Origin of the sequence: Acinetobacter sp. YH12155 (assembly GCF_013418255.1) — a bacterium.
In the GTDB taxonomy this organism is placed as follows: domain Bacteria; phylum Pseudomonadota; class Gammaproteobacteria; order Pseudomonadales; family Moraxellaceae; genus Acinetobacter; species Acinetobacter indicus.
The window spans coordinates 17,077-35,143 of record NZ_VPCK01000014.1; the positions used below are offsets into that span (position 1 = coordinate 17,077).

Annotated in this window: 15 protein-coding genes and 4 tRNA genes; 10 read left to right on the forward strand and 9 right to left on the reverse strand. The window is 50.2% G+C overall.

Annotated elements, in window-relative coordinates:
- Window positions 1-11 precede the first annotated feature (11 nt).
- From FTU86_RS09875 to FTU86_RS09920, 10 genes are all read left to right on the forward strand, one after another.
- Entirely contained in the window at window positions 12-1,088 is a 1,077-nt protein-coding gene (locus FTU86_RS09875) for a patatin-like phospholipase family protein (protein ID WP_005181814.1), read from the forward strand.
- Window positions 1,089-1,236: 148 nt separating this feature from the next.
- Window positions 1,237-2,022: a bifunctional phosphoribosyl-AMP cyclohydrolase/phosphoribosyl-ATP diphosphatase HisIE gene (gene hisIE, locus FTU86_RS09880; protein ID WP_075167616.1), complete on the forward strand. Its 786-nt coding sequence runs from the start codon at window positions 1,237-1,239 to the stop codon at window positions 2,020-2,022.
- 11 nt (window positions 2,023-2,033) lie between these two features.
- On the forward strand, window positions 2,034-3,536 hold the full coding sequence (locus FTU86_RS09885; protein WP_005181808.1) for a UvrD-helicase domain-containing protein: 1,503 nt from the start codon (window positions 2,034-2,036) through the stop codon (window positions 3,534-3,536).
- A gap of 16 nt (window positions 3,537-3,552) precedes the next feature.
- Window positions 3,553-4,920, forward strand: coding sequence for an AAA family ATPase (locus FTU86_RS09890; RefSeq protein ID WP_104499594.1), 1,368 nt, complete (start codon window positions 3,553-3,555; stop codon window positions 4,918-4,920).
- Between the two features lie 339 nt (window positions 4,921-5,259).
- A complete protein-coding gene (locus FTU86_RS09895) occupies window positions 5,260-8,097 on the forward strand; it encodes a monovalent cation/H+ antiporter subunit A (protein ID WP_180036776.1) in 2,838 nt (945 codons plus the stop codon).
- 2 nt (window positions 8,098-8,099) lie between these two features.
- A complete protein-coding gene (locus FTU86_RS09900; RefSeq protein ID WP_005181802.1) occupies window positions 8,100-8,465 on the forward strand; it encodes a Na+/H+ antiporter subunit C in 366 nt (121 codons plus the stop codon).
- Complete coding sequence (locus FTU86_RS09905; RefSeq protein WP_180048503.1) at window positions 8,465-10,273, forward strand: monovalent cation/H+ antiporter subunit D; 1,809 nt, start codon at window positions 8,465-8,467, stop codon at window positions 10,271-10,273. Before FTU86_RS09900 ends, FTU86_RS09905 begins: the two co-directional genes overlap by 1 nt.
- 2 nt (window positions 10,274-10,275) lie before the next feature.
- Entirely contained in the window at window positions 10,276-10,797 is a 522-nt protein-coding gene (locus FTU86_RS09910; protein ID WP_005181800.1) for a Na+/H+ antiporter subunit E, read from the forward strand.
- Window positions 10,794-11,069 carry a monovalent cation/H+ antiporter subunit F gene (locus FTU86_RS09915; protein WP_005181799.1) on the forward strand — a complete coding sequence of 92 codons (276 nt, stop codon included), beginning with the start codon at window positions 10,794-10,796 and terminating at the stop codon, window positions 11,067-11,069. The genes FTU86_RS09910 and FTU86_RS09915 overlap by 4 nt, the downstream gene beginning before the upstream one ends.
- A gap of 9 nt (window positions 11,070-11,078) precedes the next feature.
- On the forward strand, window positions 11,079-11,489 hold the full coding sequence (locus FTU86_RS09920) for a Na+/H+ antiporter subunit G (RefSeq protein WP_005181795.1): 411 nt from the start codon (window positions 11,079-11,081) through the stop codon (window positions 11,487-11,489).
- Window positions 11,490-11,692: 203 nt separating this feature from the next.
- Here FTU86_RS09920 and FTU86_RS09925 read toward each other — a convergent pair whose 3' ends face one another.
- From FTU86_RS09925 to secG, 9 genes are all read right to left on the reverse strand, one after another.
- Window positions 11,693-12,097, reverse strand: coding sequence for a ribosome-binding factor A (locus FTU86_RS09925; protein WP_005181793.1), 405 nt, complete (start codon window positions 12,095-12,097; stop codon window positions 11,693-11,695).
- Window positions 12,097-14,817, reverse strand: coding sequence for a translation initiation factor IF-2 (gene infB / locus FTU86_RS09930; protein WP_075167611.1), 2,721 nt, complete (start codon window positions 14,815-14,817; stop codon window positions 12,097-12,099). The genes FTU86_RS09925 and infB overlap by 1 nt, the downstream gene beginning before the upstream one ends.
- Before the next feature lie 10 nt (window positions 14,818-14,827).
- Complete coding sequence (gene nusA, locus FTU86_RS09935; protein ID WP_005181786.1) at window positions 14,828-16,312, reverse strand: transcription termination factor NusA; 1,485 nt, start codon at window positions 16,310-16,312, stop codon at window positions 14,828-14,830.
- A gap of 32 nt (window positions 16,313-16,344) precedes the next feature.
- Window positions 16,345-16,869, reverse strand: a complete 525-nt coding sequence (gene rimP, locus FTU86_RS09940) for a ribosome maturation factor RimP (RefSeq protein ID WP_005181784.1) — start codon at window positions 16,867-16,869, stop codon at window positions 16,345-16,347.
- Between the two features lie 228 nt (window positions 16,870-17,097).
- Window positions 17,098-17,174, reverse strand: a tRNA-Met gene (locus FTU86_RS09945).
- A 143-nt stretch (window positions 17,175-17,317) separates the two neighbouring features.
- Window positions 17,318-17,394, reverse strand: a tRNA-Met gene (locus tag FTU86_RS09950).
- A 77-nt stretch (window positions 17,395-17,471) separates the two neighbouring features.
- Window positions 17,472-17,548: transfer RNA gene (locus FTU86_RS09955), tRNA-Met, on the reverse strand.
- 51 nt (window positions 17,549-17,599) lie between these two features.
- A tRNA-Leu gene (locus FTU86_RS09960) sits at window positions 17,600-17,684 on the reverse strand.
- Window positions 17,685-17,737: 53 nt separating this feature from the next.
- Window positions 17,738-18,067, reverse strand: a complete 330-nt coding sequence (gene secG, locus FTU86_RS09965) for a preprotein translocase subunit SecG (RefSeq protein ID WP_005181783.1) — start codon at window positions 18,065-18,067, stop codon at window positions 17,738-17,740.

Genomic DNA, 18,067 nt, shown 5'->3' on the forward strand with positions numbered 1-18,067 from the left:
GGCCAGTGACCATGATCCAGATTCTGCAAAAACGTCCACCTGCCCTCACCCTTCGTGCCGGTCATCTGGCCCGGCAGCTGATTGCCGAGCAGGGCCTACAACCCGATCAGGTCGATATGATTCCGGGTGCTGCCGGTGGTCCAAAAGGTATTGGTATTCAGGGACTGGATCAGGCCATTTTTGGCGAGTTTTTGCCGCAGTCAGCGCAGCGCCGCACCCTGATTGGTTCTTCAATTGGCAGCTGGCGTTTTGCCAGCATTCTGGCCTGGGGCGCCAAAGCAGGTACCGAACGGCTGGCAGACTTATATACCAATCTGAGCTTTCATAAAAAAATGTCACGGCAGGACGTCAGTCATGTCTGCCGCGATATGCTGTTGAATCTGGTCGATGGCAAGGCACAGCAGCTGGTCGATCATCCGGATTATCATCTGACCGTGCTCTCGGTAAAAGCGCAGCACATTTTCCAGAGTGACCGTGCACTGGCCCTACTGGCCTCGGTGGCTGGTATTGTCAGCGGCAATGCACTGGCGCGCAAACACAACCGCCTGTTTATGCAGCGCGTGATCAGCCAGCCAGCTCAAGGCAACCAGTTTCAGGTGCAGGATGATTTCTTTACCCATTATCATGCGCTAACGCCGGACAATGTCACCAGCTGGCTGATGGCTTCGGCCTCAATTCCGGGCGTGATGTCCGCAATTCGGGATATTCCGGAAGCGCCGGGCAGCTACCGCGATGGCGGCCTGATTGACTATCATATTGACCTGCCGTTTCAGAGTCAGGGACTGGTGCTGTATCCGCATTTTACCGATAGCATTACCCCAGGCTGGTTCGACAAAATGCTGAAACACCGCAAGGCCAATCCGGACAATCATGCACGGACCCTGCTGATTTCACCATCAGCCGAATATTTACAGTCTTTACCCTTGGGCCGCCTACCCGACCGCAAAGACTTTAATTTAAAAGGTATGGATCAGGCACAGCGCATTCAGCTGTGGAAGCAATGTATTGCGGAAAGTCAGCGCCTGGGCGATGAGTTTTTAGAACTGGTCGAAAAGCAGTGTTTGCCGGAGGTGTTACAGCCGCTTTAAACAGGACGATAAATGAATGTTAGGGTGGTAACATCCTGAGCGAAAATAGGCAAAGATTTTTTCCTGCAAGCCGGTCAGATACCGTACACTATAGCGTTTGCGCACTGGCGTAAATCTCGTTTTTCTGACAAATTTTGGTGACATACTCATGAATAACTTGCAATGGCTCGATGAAGTAAAATTTAACGAACAGGGATTAGTGCCAGCCATTGCACAGCATCATCAAACCGGTCGGGTGTTGATGGTGGCCTGGATGAACCGCGAAGCGCTGGCCTTAACCGCAGAAAAAAATCAGGCGGTGTATTTTTCCCGTTCGCGCAATAAACTCTGGCACAAAGGTGAAGAATCCGGTCATTTCCAGACCGTGCATGAAATCCGTCTGGACTGCGATGCCGATGTGATTATCCTGCAAATTGAACAGCATGGCGGCATTGCCTGCCATACCGGCCGTGAATCCTGCTTCTATCGCAAACTGACTCCGAATGGCTGGGAAATTGTTGATGCGCAGCTGAAAGACCCGAATGCGATTTATGGCGAGAAGTCCAGCAATCCGCACACCCTGGCCATGAATGCCTCCACTGCGCAATCTGAACAGGTCGAAATTCTGAGCTATTTAGGCAAAATGATGGCTGAACGTAAAGCCGCCGATCCGGATTCTTCGTATGTGGCCAAACTGTATCACAAAGGCCTGAACAAGATTCTGGAAAAAGTTGGTGAAGAAAGCGTAGAAACCATTCTGGCAGCCAAGGAATATCAGGCTGCAGCCTATGAAGACAATAAAAATGACCTGATCTATGAAGTGGCCGATCTATGGTTCCACAGTCTGGTCATGCTCGGCTATTTCAATCTGGACCCGCAACTGATTCTGAATGAACTAGCGCGCCGTCAGGGCTTATCCGGTCTGGTGGAAAAAGCCAACCGTCCTCAGGCTTAAGCTGTCGCCCTGTGTCTGAGCTGAAGAAACCAACCGCCACCTATGAGCAGGCCACTGCCATTGATAACGCACGTCTGGGCAAATCGTTCAAAGTGATTGCCTATGCCGGCACAGGGAAAACCACCACCTTGCAGATGATCAGTGAAGCCATGCCGGAGCGGCGTGGCATGTATCTGGCCTTTAACAAATCCATTGCCGCAGAAGCACAACACAAGTTTCATCGCAATGTCGATTGTCGCACCTTTCACTCGCTGGCCTTTCGTAGTGTTCCACGTGGAGTCACCGACAAACTGCGCCTGCCGCGCCTGAGTCCAAGCTTTATTGCCAAGGAATATCGTCTCGAGCCGATTACCCTGCGCCGGATGATGGGCGGCCGCTATGAAAAATATGTGCTGATGCCGTCACGGCTGGCCAGTCTGGTGGCCAATGCAGTTGGCTATTTCTGCTCGACCAGCTCGCAATATCCGGCACCACGCCATATTCAGGCACCGAACTGGCTACATCCTGATGATGCCGAGCTGCTGCAAAAACATTTGTATCCGGCAGTAGAACGGCGCTGGCTGGAATCGATAGATCCGAACCATCAGGCCGGAATCGGTCATGATATTTACCTGAAACTGTGGGCACTGTCGGAACCGAATATTCCGGCCGATTATGTGCTGTTTGATGAAGCGCAAGATGCCGACCCGCTAATGCTGGGGATTCTGCTCAAACAACGCAACACCCAGGTGATTTATGTGGGCGATGCCCATCAGCAAATTTATGCCTGGCGCGGTGCCATCAACGCCATGCAGCAACTGCCTTTGCCGGAGTCGCGCTTAACCACCTCATTCCGTTTTGGTCCGGACATCGCCATGACCGCCAATGCCATTCTCGGCGGCTTAAATGAAACCGTGCCGCTGCTCGGCAACCCGGATTTACATTCCAAAGTGGTGAACAAGCCGCATACCAAACAGCGTGATGCGATTTTATGCCGCACCAATGCCCGGGCGATGGAATTGCTGCTGGCCGGTCTGGTACATGGTGACAAGGTCAGCCTGCAGGCCGATCATGTCAAACTGAACCGCTTTGTCGATGCCGCCAGTATGCTGAAACAGGGCCGCCGCGTCACCGATGTGCCGGAACTGGCCTGGTTTAACTCCTGGCACGATGTACATGAATATTGCGAAACCAATGAAGGCAGCGACATTAAGCCGCTGGTAAAACTGGTGGATGATCATGGTACCGATCCGCTGAAAAAGGCGCTGGCCAAAATCACCCCGATTGGTCAGGCGGACTATATTATTTCAACCGCGCACAAAGCCAAAGGGCTGGAATGGGACCGCGTGCATCTGGAAGATGACTATCAGTTCAAGGTCAATGAACGCGATCATAAAATTAGTGATGAAGAGTTACGATTACTGTACGTGGCCTGCACACGTGCTAAAGTAAGCTTAAATATCCATCATATTTACGATCTGGTGCAACAGCTGAAACAGCAGATGCCGGTGTCCTTGCGTAAGGCGGTGGGTTAAAGCATGCAGGTGACCCATGAAAATTCAGTCTGTCCAGTTCAAGCACATCACCCACTTTACCGACCTTCAGCTACAACTGCATCCGCAGCAACAGCCTGTGGCCTTAATTCTGGGCAATCAGAGTTCCGGTAAAACCTCGCTACTGCGCTTCACCTATCAGGCACTGACCTGGTTTGCTGCCCGCTATAAAGATTTACGCACCTCCGGACTGGTCATGCTTGATCAGGACATTATGCACACCCGGCTGCAGTCCAAAATTGACCTGTGCGTGTGTTTTCCCAAAGACATTGGCAGCCTGCCGGAAAGCAGCGATGCCCAGCAGCAGGACCGTCAGTGCTGCGACTGGCAGCTGTACAAAACCCTGAACAGCAACGGCGTCGGGGTCAGCAAGACCGAAACCCAGAAACTGGAAAAAATGGTCAGCCTGTACCAGCAGGCGGTAAAACAGGACCCGCTACAAGGCTTGCCATTAATTGCCTATTACCCGGCCGAACGTTTTGTCAATGAAGTCAATCTGCTAAGTAAAAACAATCCGCTGATTTTTCAGGCCGCACATGCCTATGAAATTTCGGCCATCCCCTTCACCACCTTTACACGCTTCTTTGAGTGGTTCCGGGAAATTTCCGATATTGAAAACGCCCAGAGCGCCCAGCTGATTGAACAGTTATTACATCCGCAGCATCCCGACGCAGAACCTCCACGGCGTGACAAACTGATGCAGGCACATGCCCAGATGCACGCGCCAAGTCTGCAGGCCCTGCGCGATGCACTACAAATTGTGCTGCCGGAACTGAGCCAGATTTATCTGCAATATCATCCGAAACTGCAATTGATGGTCACCTATCAGGGCAAAACCCAGCTCTATCAGCAGCTGTCCAACAGTATCCGCAACTGGATTGCACTGGTCGGCGATATTGTGCGGCGTTTATGTCTGCTGAATCCTTATAGTCTGTATCCAACTCTAGAAGGCGACGGCATTCTGCTGATTGATCAGGTCGATCATCAGCTCGATCAGGATATGGCCTCGGTAATTCTGGCGCGTTTGCATCAGGCTTTTCCGGCACTGCAGATTATTGCCACCGGTAACCGCACGGCACTCTTGGAAAATGCCGAAGACTATCAATGTTTAAGGCTGGATCAGCAGCAATTGCATCCAATTCATTTGCAACCGGTGCAGGAACAGCTCGACGCCATTTATGCCCAGTTTATGCAGACTGAAGCCAGCAGCAGCGATGAAAGCCTGAGTGAAGCGGTACAGGAGCCGGCCAGCGTGGAGGACCTCTATCAGCAGATTCAGCAGCATTTAAATGCCGAACAGCAGGAAGCCTTGCTGAAACGGCTGCAAAATGATGATGACACCTCGACCCCGCATCCGTTGCCTTAAATACGGCTTTGAATAGAGGGGAATATCGGAAAATCAGCCGAAAAAATCCGGTCTGATCTAACAATTTCATCCTGAAAAAAGTTCGGCGGCGTATAATGTCTGCCGTGTGCGCAAAAACAAATTGATGTTGTTTTATTCATGTAATAAAATCAATCAGATTTATATTTTTATAGTAAAATCCGATTTTCTATAAGTTTCTCAAGTTGCGCAACACAACTTGTTTATTTAGACATAATTCTATTTTTCGGCTTTCAAGATTGAGTATTTTGGACTGCTCCTTGCATTCCTGTAATCCTTGAAAGATAAGATTCACCCTTAGGTTTTGAACCTATCAAGACAATGGATACGAGTGTGCTATCGATTATTATATTGCTACCGCTGGTACTTGGCACAACCCTTGTCTCGTGGCTGAAGCAATTCTCGCGCGGGGTAACGGCTTTAGGGGCGATAGGAGTCAGTTTAAGCAGTCTGATCCTGTTACTGACTCAAGCAAAGGATGTCTTTAATGGCGCCACCATCATTCAGTCATGGTCGTGGCTACCCCAGTTAGGGATTGATTTAAGCTTTCGCCTGGATGCTTTAGGTTTATTATTTTCTTTGCTGATTACCGGTATCGGTACCCTCATCTTTATTTATGCTTATTATTATTTAAGCCCCAAAAACTCCCTCAGCAAACTGTATCTCCTGCTCATGCTGTTTATGGCAGCCATGCTCGGGATTTCATTGTCGAATAACCTGATTATCCTGCTGGTGTTCTGGGAACTGACCAGTATTTCCTCCTTCCTGCTGGTGGGTTACTGGAGCAATTACGAAGCGGCTCAACGCGGCTCACGTATGGCCCTGACCATTACCGGCATGGGTGGCTTGGCTATGCTCGGTGGTTTTGTCCTGCTCGGACAGATCACCGGCACCTATGAGCTAGACCAGATTCTGACCATGACCGATCAGATTCAAAGCCATGCGCTGTTTGTACCCAGTTTATTGCTGATTTTACTCGGCGCCTTTACCAAAAGTGCCCAGTTCCCGTTCCATTTCTGGTTGCCGAATGCCATGGCGGCACCAACGCCGGTATCGGCCTATCTGCACTCCGCGACCATGGTGAAAGCCGGGATTTTCCTGCTGGCACGTCTGCTGCCAATTTTTGCCGGCGCAGCGCTGTACCATAATCTGGTGACCTTTGTTGGTCTGTTTACCCTGTGTATCGCGGCTTTCTTTGCCATTTTCAAAGAAGATCTGAAAGGTCTGCTGGCCTATTCCACCATCAGCCATTTGGGCCTGATTGTCTGCCTGCTCGGGATTGGTTCTCCGCTGGCCGTGGCTGCAGCCATTTTCCATATTATCAACCACGCCACCTTTAAAGCGGCGCTGTTCATGATTGCCGGGATTATTGACCATGAATCCGGCACCCGTGATTTACGCAAACTGAGTGGCTTATGGCAGCTGTTACCGTTTACCGGTACGCTGACCATGATTACGGCTGCGTCGATGGCAGGTGTGCCTCTGTTCAACGGCTTCCTGTCCAAAGAAATGTTCTTTACCGAACTGCTGGCCAATTTAAGCGGACCGGTGGTGGTGATCTCGGCAATTGTCGCGACACTGGCCGGTATTTTTGCCGTGGCCTATTCGGTGCGCTTAGTGCATGGCGTGTTCTTCGATGGCCCGATTGGCAAAGACGTACCCAATAAAGATGCACATGAACCGCCAATGGGCATGCGCGCACCGGCCCTGATTCTGGCGATTTTATGTATTGCGGTCGGCCTGTTCCCTGCCCTGCTGGTTGAGCATCTGGTCAATAGCACCACCCGTACCAGTACCCAGCTGATGAATTTTGAAGGCACCCATCTGGCCATCTGGCACGGCTTGAACCTGCCATTGCTAATGAGTGTGATTGCGCTGGTGGGCGGTCTGGTGATGTATTTTGCCCTGGCCAAAGGCGGCCGTATCCGCGAGATTGATCTCGATCCGGCATTGGGGCGTTTACAGGGACGGGTGTTATTTGACCTGTTCTTAAAAGGCCTATTGCTGAACTCGCGCCGCTTTAAACGCCTCACCGAAAACGGCTCCCTACAAAGTTATCTGTTCTGGATTCTGGTGTTTACCATTGCACTGGTGTCGGTGCCGCTGCTGAATCAGGGGATTGGTACCGGTACGCGTGAGCTGACCCAGGCACCTGCGATTGCCATTGTCTTGTGGCTATTATTATTCAGTGCCTGCTGGATGATGCTGTGGTTCCATCATGAACGGATTAAAGCCGTATTAATCAGTGGTGCTGTCGGTCTGGTGGTAACCATGATCTTTGTAACCCTGTCGGCTCCGGATCTGGCCCAAACCCAGATTACCGTCGATGTGGTGACCACCGTGCTGTTACTGATGAGCCTGTCACTGCTGCCACAATTAACCCCGTATGAATCAAGCAGCACCCGCCGCTGGCGCGATGCCGGAATTGCAATTCTGGCCGGTGCTGGCATCAGCTGGCTGGCCTGGTTAATCATGACCCGTGATCACAACTCGATTTCATGGTTCTTTAACCAGCAGTCGATTCCACTGGGCGGCGGTACCAACGTGGTCAACGTGATTCTGGTCGACTTCCGTGGCTTCGATACCTTCGGTGAAATTACCGTACTCGGTATTGCTGCCATTGGTGCCCTCTGCCTGATGGATGGTATGCGTGCCCACGGCACCACCATGACGCAGGGTCTGACCTATCGTTTTAATCCATCTCCACTGATGCTGCGCATGACTGCTTCCTGGATTTTACCGGTGGCCTTAGTGGTCAGCCTGTATATTTTCCTGCGCGGGCACAACCTGCCAGGCGGCGGCTTTATTGCCGGACTGGTCACGTCAATGGCATTGATCATTCAGTACATTGCCATTGGTCAGGACCAAACCGAGCAAATGTTGAAAGCCAAATCCGGACGTTTATATGAAATCTGGATTGGTTCCGGTCTGACCATTGCCGGCCTGACCGGGATTGCAGCCTGGTTCTGGGGTCGTCCATTCCTGACCAGCGCGCATATTTATGTCAATCCGCCGGTGATTGGTGAACTGCATTTGGCTTCAGCGGCACTGTTTGATGTCGGAGTTTACGTTACCGTTGTCGGGGCAACCATGTTGCTGATTTCCGTGCTGGGCGACTCGCGTCACTCCAGTATGTCTGGTCCAATTCCTCGGGGGTAAGCATGATTAGTATCGAATTTTTAGTCGCAACCTCTGTAGGTTTACTGGTCGCCACCGGCGTGTACCTGATCTTAAGGGCACGTACCTTTCCGGTGGTACTGGGCCTGGCCATGATTGGTTATGCAGTCAATATTTTCCTGTTCGCCATGGGCCGGATTCAGCTGAATGCGCCGGCCATTTTAACCACGGCAGTACAATCCACCGACCCTTTACCGCAAGCACTGGTGCTGACTGCTATTGTAATTGGCTTTGCCACCACTGCCTTTGTGGTGCAGCTGGCCTTACGCAGCCGTTATGAATCGGGAACCGACCATGTGGATGCCAAAGATGATCCTGCTTTACTTGACCCACGTGAGGATGAGCCATAATGCATGACTTTATCCAATTCTGGGTGCAACACACTCCTATTCTCAGCATCCTGCTGCCGGCCTTTACCGGTTTTATTCTGGTGCTGCTGGGCAACCCGGGTTCGGGTTCGCTGTCGTATGACTGGCGCCAGCCGTGGCGTCGTGGCATCAGCCTGATTTCCACTATTCTCGGACTGGGTTTGGCGATCAGCTATCTGATGCTGGCCAAAACTGGCCAGATTACCGTCTACAACCTGTCCGAATGGTCAGCTCCATTCGGGATTGTACTGGTGCTGGATCAGCTGTCTGCGCTAATGCTGGTGCTGACTTACGGTCTGGCCTTACCAGTGCTGTGGTTCGCCTGTCAGCAATGGGATGAACGTGGCCGCTACTTCCATGCCATGTTCCATTTCCTGATGATGGGCTTGTGTGGGGCTTTCCTCACCGGCGACCTATTTAACCTGTTCGTATTCTTTGAAGTACTGCTGCTGGCCTCGTATGTGCTGTTGCTGCACAGTCAGGGCAAACCGCGCTTTCAGCTTGGGGTGCATTACGTCACCATCAACCTGCTGGCTTCAGCGCTGTTCCTGATTGGTCTGGGCATGATTTACGGCAGTGTCGGCAGCCTCAACATGGCCGATGTGGCCCGTTTAATACCGACGCTGGCAGAAGATCAGCATCGTCTGGCGGTGGTCGGCGGCTTGATCCTGTTTATTGTGTTCGGGATTAAAGCGGCGATGCTGCCAGTCGGCTTCTGGTTACCGAAAACCTATGCCGTAGCAGCCACCCCTGTGGCGGCGATCTTTACCATTATGACCAAGGTCGGGATTTATGCGATTTTAAGGGTCAATGGGACGGTCTTTGATGATGAACTGAGCCAGAAAATTCTCAGCAACTGGTTATTGCCAATTGGCCTGATTACCTCACTGTATGGCGTCATTGGCGCAATTGGGGCAGAACGCTTACGCCGTTTTGTCGGTTTTATGATGCTGTCGTCGATTGGGACCATCCTGATTGCGATTGCCCTGTTTAGCACCCAGGCCTGGACAGCAGCGCTGTATTATCTGGTACACAGTACCTTAATTGCCGCGGCCTTCTATCTGTTCTGCGGCTGGGTCACGGCGCAGCGCGGTGAATTTAAGGATCACTTTAATATCGCCCCGCAAATGAAACAGCATAAAGTGATGTCTATTATCTATCTGCTGATTGCACTGATGATTGCCGGCCTGCCGCCTTTTAGTGGCTTCCTCGGTAAGGTGTTCTTGTTACAGGCCACCGCTGATGCGCCTTATCAGGGCATTATTATTGCGGTGGTGCTGCTGGTCGGTTTACTCAGCATTCTGGCCCTGACCCGGGTTGGCTTTATCCTGTTCTGGCGCGCATCGCGTCCGGAAGATGATCCGGACAATGACGCCTATCACAGCTACCAGGCCCTGCCAGCCAAGGCACCGAAAGGCAATGACAAGGCCATTTACCTGTTATTGGCGGCACTGGTGGCTTATGTGGTTTTTGCCAACCCAATCCAGCGTTATGCCTTTAGCACAGCCCAGCAAATGCAGAACAACCGTCTGTATGAAATGGCGGTGTTAAAGCAGGATGAAACCGGTCAGGTGATTAGCGTCCAGCCTTATGATCCGAACTATTTGCCAGAAACCAAATACAGTGGTGAAAAACCGGACCCGAATGCCAAGCTGATTCCGTATGTGATCAGTCCAAATACACTGGAAGGTGAGCATATATCGGACTATAAACAACGTCAGATCAATCAGCAGATTGAGCAGGACGCCGCCAGCAACGACCTGCCACAACTTAAACCTATGGAGCCATAACTATGCAAAAGACATCGTTTTGGGATATCTGGCTGCCACATCCCTTTGTTTCGGTGATTGTGGCCATTAGCTGGTTGTTACTGGCACATAGTGTTTCTGCCGGCAATCTGCTGATGGCATTGATCCTGAGTATCCTGATTCCATTGATGGTCAAACCGTTTATTGCCCGCACCCCGAATATCCACTGGGTGCCAGCCTTTAAACTGTTCTGGGTGGTGGTTTGGGACATTATCCTGTCCAATATCCGTGTCGCCAAACAGGTGCTGGGACCCACCGATGCGCTGCATCCGAAATGGTTCCGTGTACCGCTGGAGACCGAGCATGAACAGGTCAATACCCTGTTGGCGATGATCATTACCACCACGCCGGGGACGGTCACGGCCGGTATTGACCAGGACCGCGGCGATATTCTGGTGCATGCCTTAAGTACCGATGATGAAGAAGCTGAAATTGCCCTGATCAAGAGCCGTTATGAACAGCCGCTGATTGAAATCTTTAACGTCAAGACAGGAGCGGCCTCATGATGATATTGCCTTATGCGCTTGGCATCTGCCTGATTGCCATTGCCGGTTCGATGTTTATGTGCCTGATTCGCCTGATTATGGGACCGTCAATTGTGGATCGTCTGCTGGCGCTGGATACCCTGTTTTTAAATGCAACCTGTCTGATTGTGGTGCTGGGCATTTACTGGACCAGCACTTCACTGTTTGAAGGTGCATTACTGGTGGCGATGCTGGGCTTTGTTTCAACCGCTGCCCTGGCCCGTTACTTCACCTCTGGCCACGTGATTGATTAGGAGAACAGCATGCAACTGATGATGGAAATCCTGGTCTCAATTTTCCTGTTAATCGGCACCTTCTTTATGCTGGTTGGCGGGATTGGCATGATTCGTCTGCCGGACCTGTTTATGCGCCTGCATGCCCCGACCAAGTCCAGTACCTTAGGTCTGGGCAGCTTCCTGATTGCTGCCATTATTTATTCGGCTTATCTGGGTCGCTTCGGTTTTGCCGAAGTGCTGATTACCCTGTTTGCCTTTATTACCGCGCCAGTATCGGCCAACCTGATGGCACAGGCAGCCCTGCATTTACGTCTGCGCTCGATGAGTGGTGAAGTCCCAGAAACCCTGGAACGACCACTGCCATGGCAGCGTAGCCGTCGCCGTGCCTTTAGTGATCGTGAACCACTAGGCAGAATCAAACCCTCTAAAGACGAATAAGTCTTCGCGTCATCTTCTAAAAAAACCTGACCCGGATTGTTCCTGGTCAGGTTTTTTATGTGCTGTCTCAACCGCCCTGCCCTTGCCTGATTGCAATCTTAAAGCGCTTGTTTCTGCTGGAAGATAAGCAAGTTAAGCAATTACGGATGACATAAAAAAAGCCACCCGAAGGTGGCTTTTTTTGCATAGACCTGCTGGCCTACTTATTCTTCATCTTTTTTTGCATCGGCAGCTGGTAAATCTTTTACTGCTTCTGCAATCAGACCAAACATATAGTTACCGTAGGCATTGGTTTTATCGTAATGGAAACGCAAACGCGGCGTAATCCGGGTCTTGATCCGACGGCTCAGCTCATGGCGCAGGAAACCGGAGGCTTTGTTAAGCACATCCAGGGTTTCCTTGTTTGCCGCTTCACTTTGCTCATCGCCAAGTTCACGACCCATTACGGTCACATACACTTCGGCATAGCCTAAATCTGGGCTGACTTTCACCGCCGAGATGGTCACCAGACCACCCAGACGTGGATCTTTCAGCTCCTGGCGGATCAGGTCGGACAACTCGCGTTGTACCGTATCTGCCATTCGCTTAAGACGCTGACTACCCGCCATTAAAGACTCCGTTTAATTAGTTGGACATCGTACACTTCAATCTTGTCTTGTACTTTGATGTCTTTATAGCCTTTGACTGCAAGACCACATTCCATACCGGCACGGACTTCTTCCACCACGTCTTTATAACGACGCAGAGATTCAAGTTCGCCCTGGAACACCACCACATCATCACGTAATACGCGAATCGGCTTGTTACGGTGTAAAGTACCTTCCAGTACCATACAGCCTGCTGCTGCACCGAACTTGCTTGAGTGGAATACTTCACGGACTTCAGCCACACCCAGAATCGTTTCACGGTGTTCTGGTGCCAGCTTGCCGCTCATCGCATCTTTCACGTCATCAATCAATTGATAGATGATCGAGTAGTAACGGATGTCGATACCGTCAGCATCGGCTTTTTGACGTGCAGTATTGTCGGCACGAACGTTAAAGCCCAGCAGTACCGCTTCTGAAGATTCAGCCAGCGTTACGTCAGATTCAGTGATCGCACCGACACCTGAACCAATCACACGGACTTTCACTTCATCCGTTGAAAGCTCGGCCAGTGCCACGTGTAATGCTTCCAGCGTACCACGTACGTCAGTTTTCAGTACCACATTCACAATCGGCACATCTTTCTTGCCCATAGACGCCATGATGTTCTCAAGACGCATTGCAGACTGACGCTCAAGACGTTTCTGACGTTCACGATCCATACGCGCATCAGCAACTTCACGCGCTTTCTTCTCGTCATTGACCACCAGTACTTCATCACCCGCCATTGGCGCTTCTGGCAGACCCAGAATTTCCACTGGAATTGATGGACCAGCAGACTTGATGCGTTTACCGTTTTCATCGGTCATGGCGCGTACACGGCCATAAGATGAACCGGCAAGTACCAAGTCACCCACTTTCAGGGTACCGTTTTGAACCAGAATCGAGGTCACTGCACCACGGCCTTTATCAACACGTGCTTCAATCACCACACCTTGTGCTGCACCTTCTTCAGAGGCTTTCAATTCCATCATTTCTGCTTGAATTGAAATCAGGTCAAGTAATTCGTCAATGCCGGCACCGGTATGCGCGGAAACTTTGGCGACTGGAACATCACCGCCCCATTCTTCAGGCACGATTTCCTTGGTGGTTAATTCGTTCAGTACGCGGTCTGGATCAGCTGAATCTTTGTCCATCTTGTTGATGGCAACAATGATTGGCGTACCCGCTGCACGCGCATGGTCAATCGCTTCTGCAGTTTGTGGCATCACGCCATCATCTGCTGCAACCACCAACACCACGATATCAGTCGCTTTGGCACCACGTGAACGCATCGCGGTAAACGCGGCGTGACCCGGAGTATCCAGGAAGGTGATGATACCTTTGTCTGTTGTCACATGGTAAGCACCGATATGCTGGGTAATACCACCGGCTTCGCCTTGTGCCACTTTAGCACGGCGGATACGGTCCAGAAGCGAGGTTTTACCATGGTCAACGTGACCCATGATGGTAACAACAGGTGGACGCGTAGTTTGCTCACCACGTGCTTCTTCAGCCGCTTCCAGCAGGTTGTCTTCTGCCGCAGTTTCAGACACCAGCACCGGATTGTGGCCCATTTCTTCAACCACAAGCACCGCAGTATCCTGATCAATGGCCTGGTTTTGTGTGACCAGCTCACCCATCTTCATCAGGGTCTTGATTACTTCACGTACTTTAATTGCCATTTTCGCAGCCAAGTCAGCCACAATAATGGTTTCACCAATTTCTACATCATAAACCTGTTTTTTTACCGGTTTTTCAAAGCCATGCTTGTTGGCCTGACTGGTTTTTAAACCACGTTTATGCGAGTTGTCACGGAATGACTGTTCTTCACCACGACGGCCGCCTTTCTTCTGGCCACGGGTATCTTTGGTTCCGCCACCACGTTTGATTTCACGGTCTTCTTTGGCAAATGAATCTTCATACGCCTGACCCACCAGACCTGCGGCCAATGGAGAATCATCAATTACGCGAATGGTCGGTGCAGCATCATCAGATGAATACTTCGATGCCATTTTACGCATTTGCTCAAGGGTACGTTGCTGCGCTTCTTCAGCTGCCTTACGACGTGCAGCTTCTTCAGTCGCTTTCAACTGTGCTGCCTGTTCTTCACGGGCGCGTTTTTGCTCAGGCGTTTCAACCACTTTAACCTGGGCTTTCACCACTGGCTTGTTGGTTGATTTACGCTTCACCACCACAGCGGCTTTAGACGTTTCCTGTTTGGCAGTTTCCTGTTTCGCAGCAGCACGCATCGCTTCTAAGGCCTGTTTGGCTTTAGATTCGCCTTTACTGGCCGCTTCTGGCGCAGCTTTTGGCTTCGCCGGTTCACGGGCTTGCTGTTCAGCTGCTTTGGCTTCTGCTTCAGCCTGTGCTTTGGCCAAAGCTTCTGCTTTGATTTGCTCAGGGTCTGGCTTAACAAATGTATGCTTCTTGCGCACTTCTACATTAATCGTTTTCGCCTTACCTGACGTACTTGCCACTTTAGCAGTACTGGTAGTTTTACGTTTCAACGTGATTTGTCCTGCATTACCCGCATCTTGACCATGTACTTTTTTCAAGTGGGTCACGAGGGTATCTTGTTGTTCAGTGGAAATAATGTCGTCAGCTTTACGTTGCGGTAAACCTGCATCACGAATCTGCTCCAGGAGTTTCTCAACTGGACGTCCTACGCTGAGCGCTAACTCTTTAATCGTCTTGTCCGTCATACATTACCTCCTAGTTAAACCATGATTCGCGTGCTTTCATAATGAGTTGACCCGCTTTGTCAGCACCTAGACCTTCAATATCTGCGATATCGTCGGTGGCCTGGTCTGCCAAGTCATCAACGGTCACTACACCACGAGCAGCAAGCGCATAGGCGATCTCTTGTGTCATCCCTTCCATTGCCAGAAGTTCGTCACTCGGATCCTGAATATTTTCTTGCTGTTTTAACGCATCTGCCAAAGCCACTTCTTTGGCACGACTTTGCAATAATTCAACCAGCTCGGCATCAAGCTCAATTTCATCAAATGTTTCTGCTGGTACATAGGCAATCTCTTCCAGTGAAGTGAAGCCCATTTCAACCAGTGCCATCGCCAGGTCCTCTGCAATGTCCAAACGCGATACAAACATATCCAGATATTGCTGCGCTTCATTTTGCTGACGCGCGTAATATTCTTCTTCCAGCATCATGTCCAGTTTATAACCGGTCAGTTCAGATGCCAGACGTACGTTTTGACCTTGTGAACCAATGGCACGGGCCAATTGATCGCTGGTGGCAAAAATAATGTCAGCAGTACGTGCATCTTCATCAATCACGATACTCGATACATCAGCCGGCTCTAAAGCGCTGGCAATGTACTGTGCCGGATCATCTGACCACACCACCACATCAATACGTTCACCATTAAGTTCCTGCTGGACTGCCTGGATACGCGTACCACGCATACCAATACATGCACCAACCGGATCAATACGATGATCGTTGGTTTTCACTGCAATCTTAGCACGAACGCCTGGTTGACGCGCAGCCGCCTTGATTTCAATGATTTCTTCAGAAATTTCAGGAATTTCTTTTTTCATTAACGCCATCAGCATTTCAGGTTTTGCACGCGACAATAATAATTGCGCACCACGACCTTCACGGTTAACGTTAAATAAAATGGCATTCACGCGCTGTTTTGGACGCAGAATTTCCTTTGGAATCATTTCTTCACGTGCCAGATACGCTTCGGCATTGTCACCTAAATCAATGATAAAGCCATCTTTGGTCTGCTTCTTCACTTCTCCGTAAATCAGCTCGCCCACTTTGGCTTCATAAGCATCGGCAACAAGCGCACGTTCTGCTTCACGAATTTTCTGAACAATTACCTGCTTGGCAATTTGTGCTGCAATACGACCGAAATCAATTGATTCCACTTCAAGTTCGCGAATGTCACCAATCGACCACTGTGCCGGATCGACATCAGAAATCGCATCCTGACATGCTGGCATTTCATGATCTTCATCCGCCACCACTTCCCATTGACGGAAAGTACGGTAGTCGCCTGTTTTACGGTCGATTTCTACACGTAAACGTGCTTCTTCCGCATTTGTGCCTTCGTAAAATTTCTTTTTCGTCGCAGCAACAAGAGCCTGCTCTAGCGCCTCAAAGATTGCTTCACGACTTACACCTTTTTCGTTACTAACCGTTTCAACAACGGTAAGAATTTCGCGTGCCATAAGTCACCTATTTTAGATTCTTATTTATTGAATTAATCTTGATAAACCAGATTGGCCTTATCGATATTGTGGCTGTCAATTTCCAACACTTGCTGTTTTTCAACTTCAACCTGAATGGTTTCATTTTCAAGGTCAACTGCCACCAGTTTCGCCTGGAATTTACGACGGTTTTCTACCGCGCTAATCAAACGCAAGGCGATGGTCTGGCCAATATAGGCAGGAAGCTGTTCCAGCTGGAAAAACGGACGATCCCAACCTGGTGAAGACACTTCGAGTGCATACTCACCTGAGATCGGATCATGAACGTCCAAAATGGCGCCCACTTGCTGAGTCACGCGCACACAATCCTGTACGCCTACACCACGACCCTGCTCGAGTTCACCGTCTTCATTCAGGACCGGTGCGGCATTTTCATCAACCGCTTTGTCGATATAAATACGCAATAGTGAGCGTTTACCTTGTGGCAGGAATTCAATTCCCCACAAATCTACATCACAGGCTGCAACTGCGGGTGCAATCAAGTCCTGGAGTGCCTGGGTTTTATTTGATAGCTTCATTTACTCTCGTCATATGGGTGCGATTCAATGGCCTGATCTGACCACTACAGTCTCATTCAAGCTATAGTAGTAGTGAAACATGACACTTGAGTTTATGCCGTATCCGGCTCATATCGACACTACACGATAGCCAATAAAAAAGGGCGTAAATCGCCCCTATTATTACACAGAAAAACCAATGTCCACTGTGCAAAAAGGCCCACCTTGTTGTGAGCCTCTTAAGAAACTTGGTAGCGGGAGCTGGATTTGAACCAACGACCTTCGGGTTATGAGCCCGACGAGCTACCAGACTGCTCCATCCCGCATCAACGTGCAAAAATTATATACAAAATATGCGCAATTTTCAATGAAAATCGTATGTCCTGTATATGGCGTTATTTATCGCTGAAGAATGAGTAACAAGCGTCAGATTCAACCAACATGAAATATATTACTCAACCATTAAAAATGGTAGCGGGAGCTGGATTTGAACCAACGACCTTCGGGTTATGAGCCCGACGAGCTACCAGACTGCTCCATCCCGCATCAGCGTACAAATAACTCTTCTCAGCTCAAGAAACTTAAGCCGCCTTTTAAAGTTTGCATCTTTAAAAAGGATTGATTGGTAGCGGGAGCTGGATTTGAACCAACGACCTTCGGGTTATGAGCCCGACGAGCTACCAGACTGCTCCATCCCGCATCAACAGAAGTTTTGCTGCATACACCAAACTTATGTTCTGGATTATAAGTTTGGTGCGGAAGGGGGGACTTGAACCCCCACGCCCGAAAGCACTACCACCTCAAGGTAGCGTGTCTACCAATTCCACCACCACCGCAGCTGTGACGCATTCTAGTCGCATCACCGCGAAAAATAAAGGCCTAATTGCAATTATTCGCCAGTTTGAGGTGTAGTTGGTGAAGAATCAGGCAATGTTGCCGGCGCAGTTGTGGTCGCCGGAATTGATTTTAAACTGTAGGCATCGGTGGTTTGCTGTTTGGCAAATACCGCCAGGGTCAGACTGGTGATAAAGAACAAAGCCGTTAAAATTCCAGTCAAACGGGTCATAAAATTACCCGAACCAGAGGCACCAAATACGGTCGCCGCACCGCCGCCACCAAAAGAAGCACCAGCATCTGCCCCTTTGCCGTGCTGAACCAGAATCAGCACAATCATCAAGACGGCTAAAATAATATGTACTACCAGCACAAAAGTTTGCAT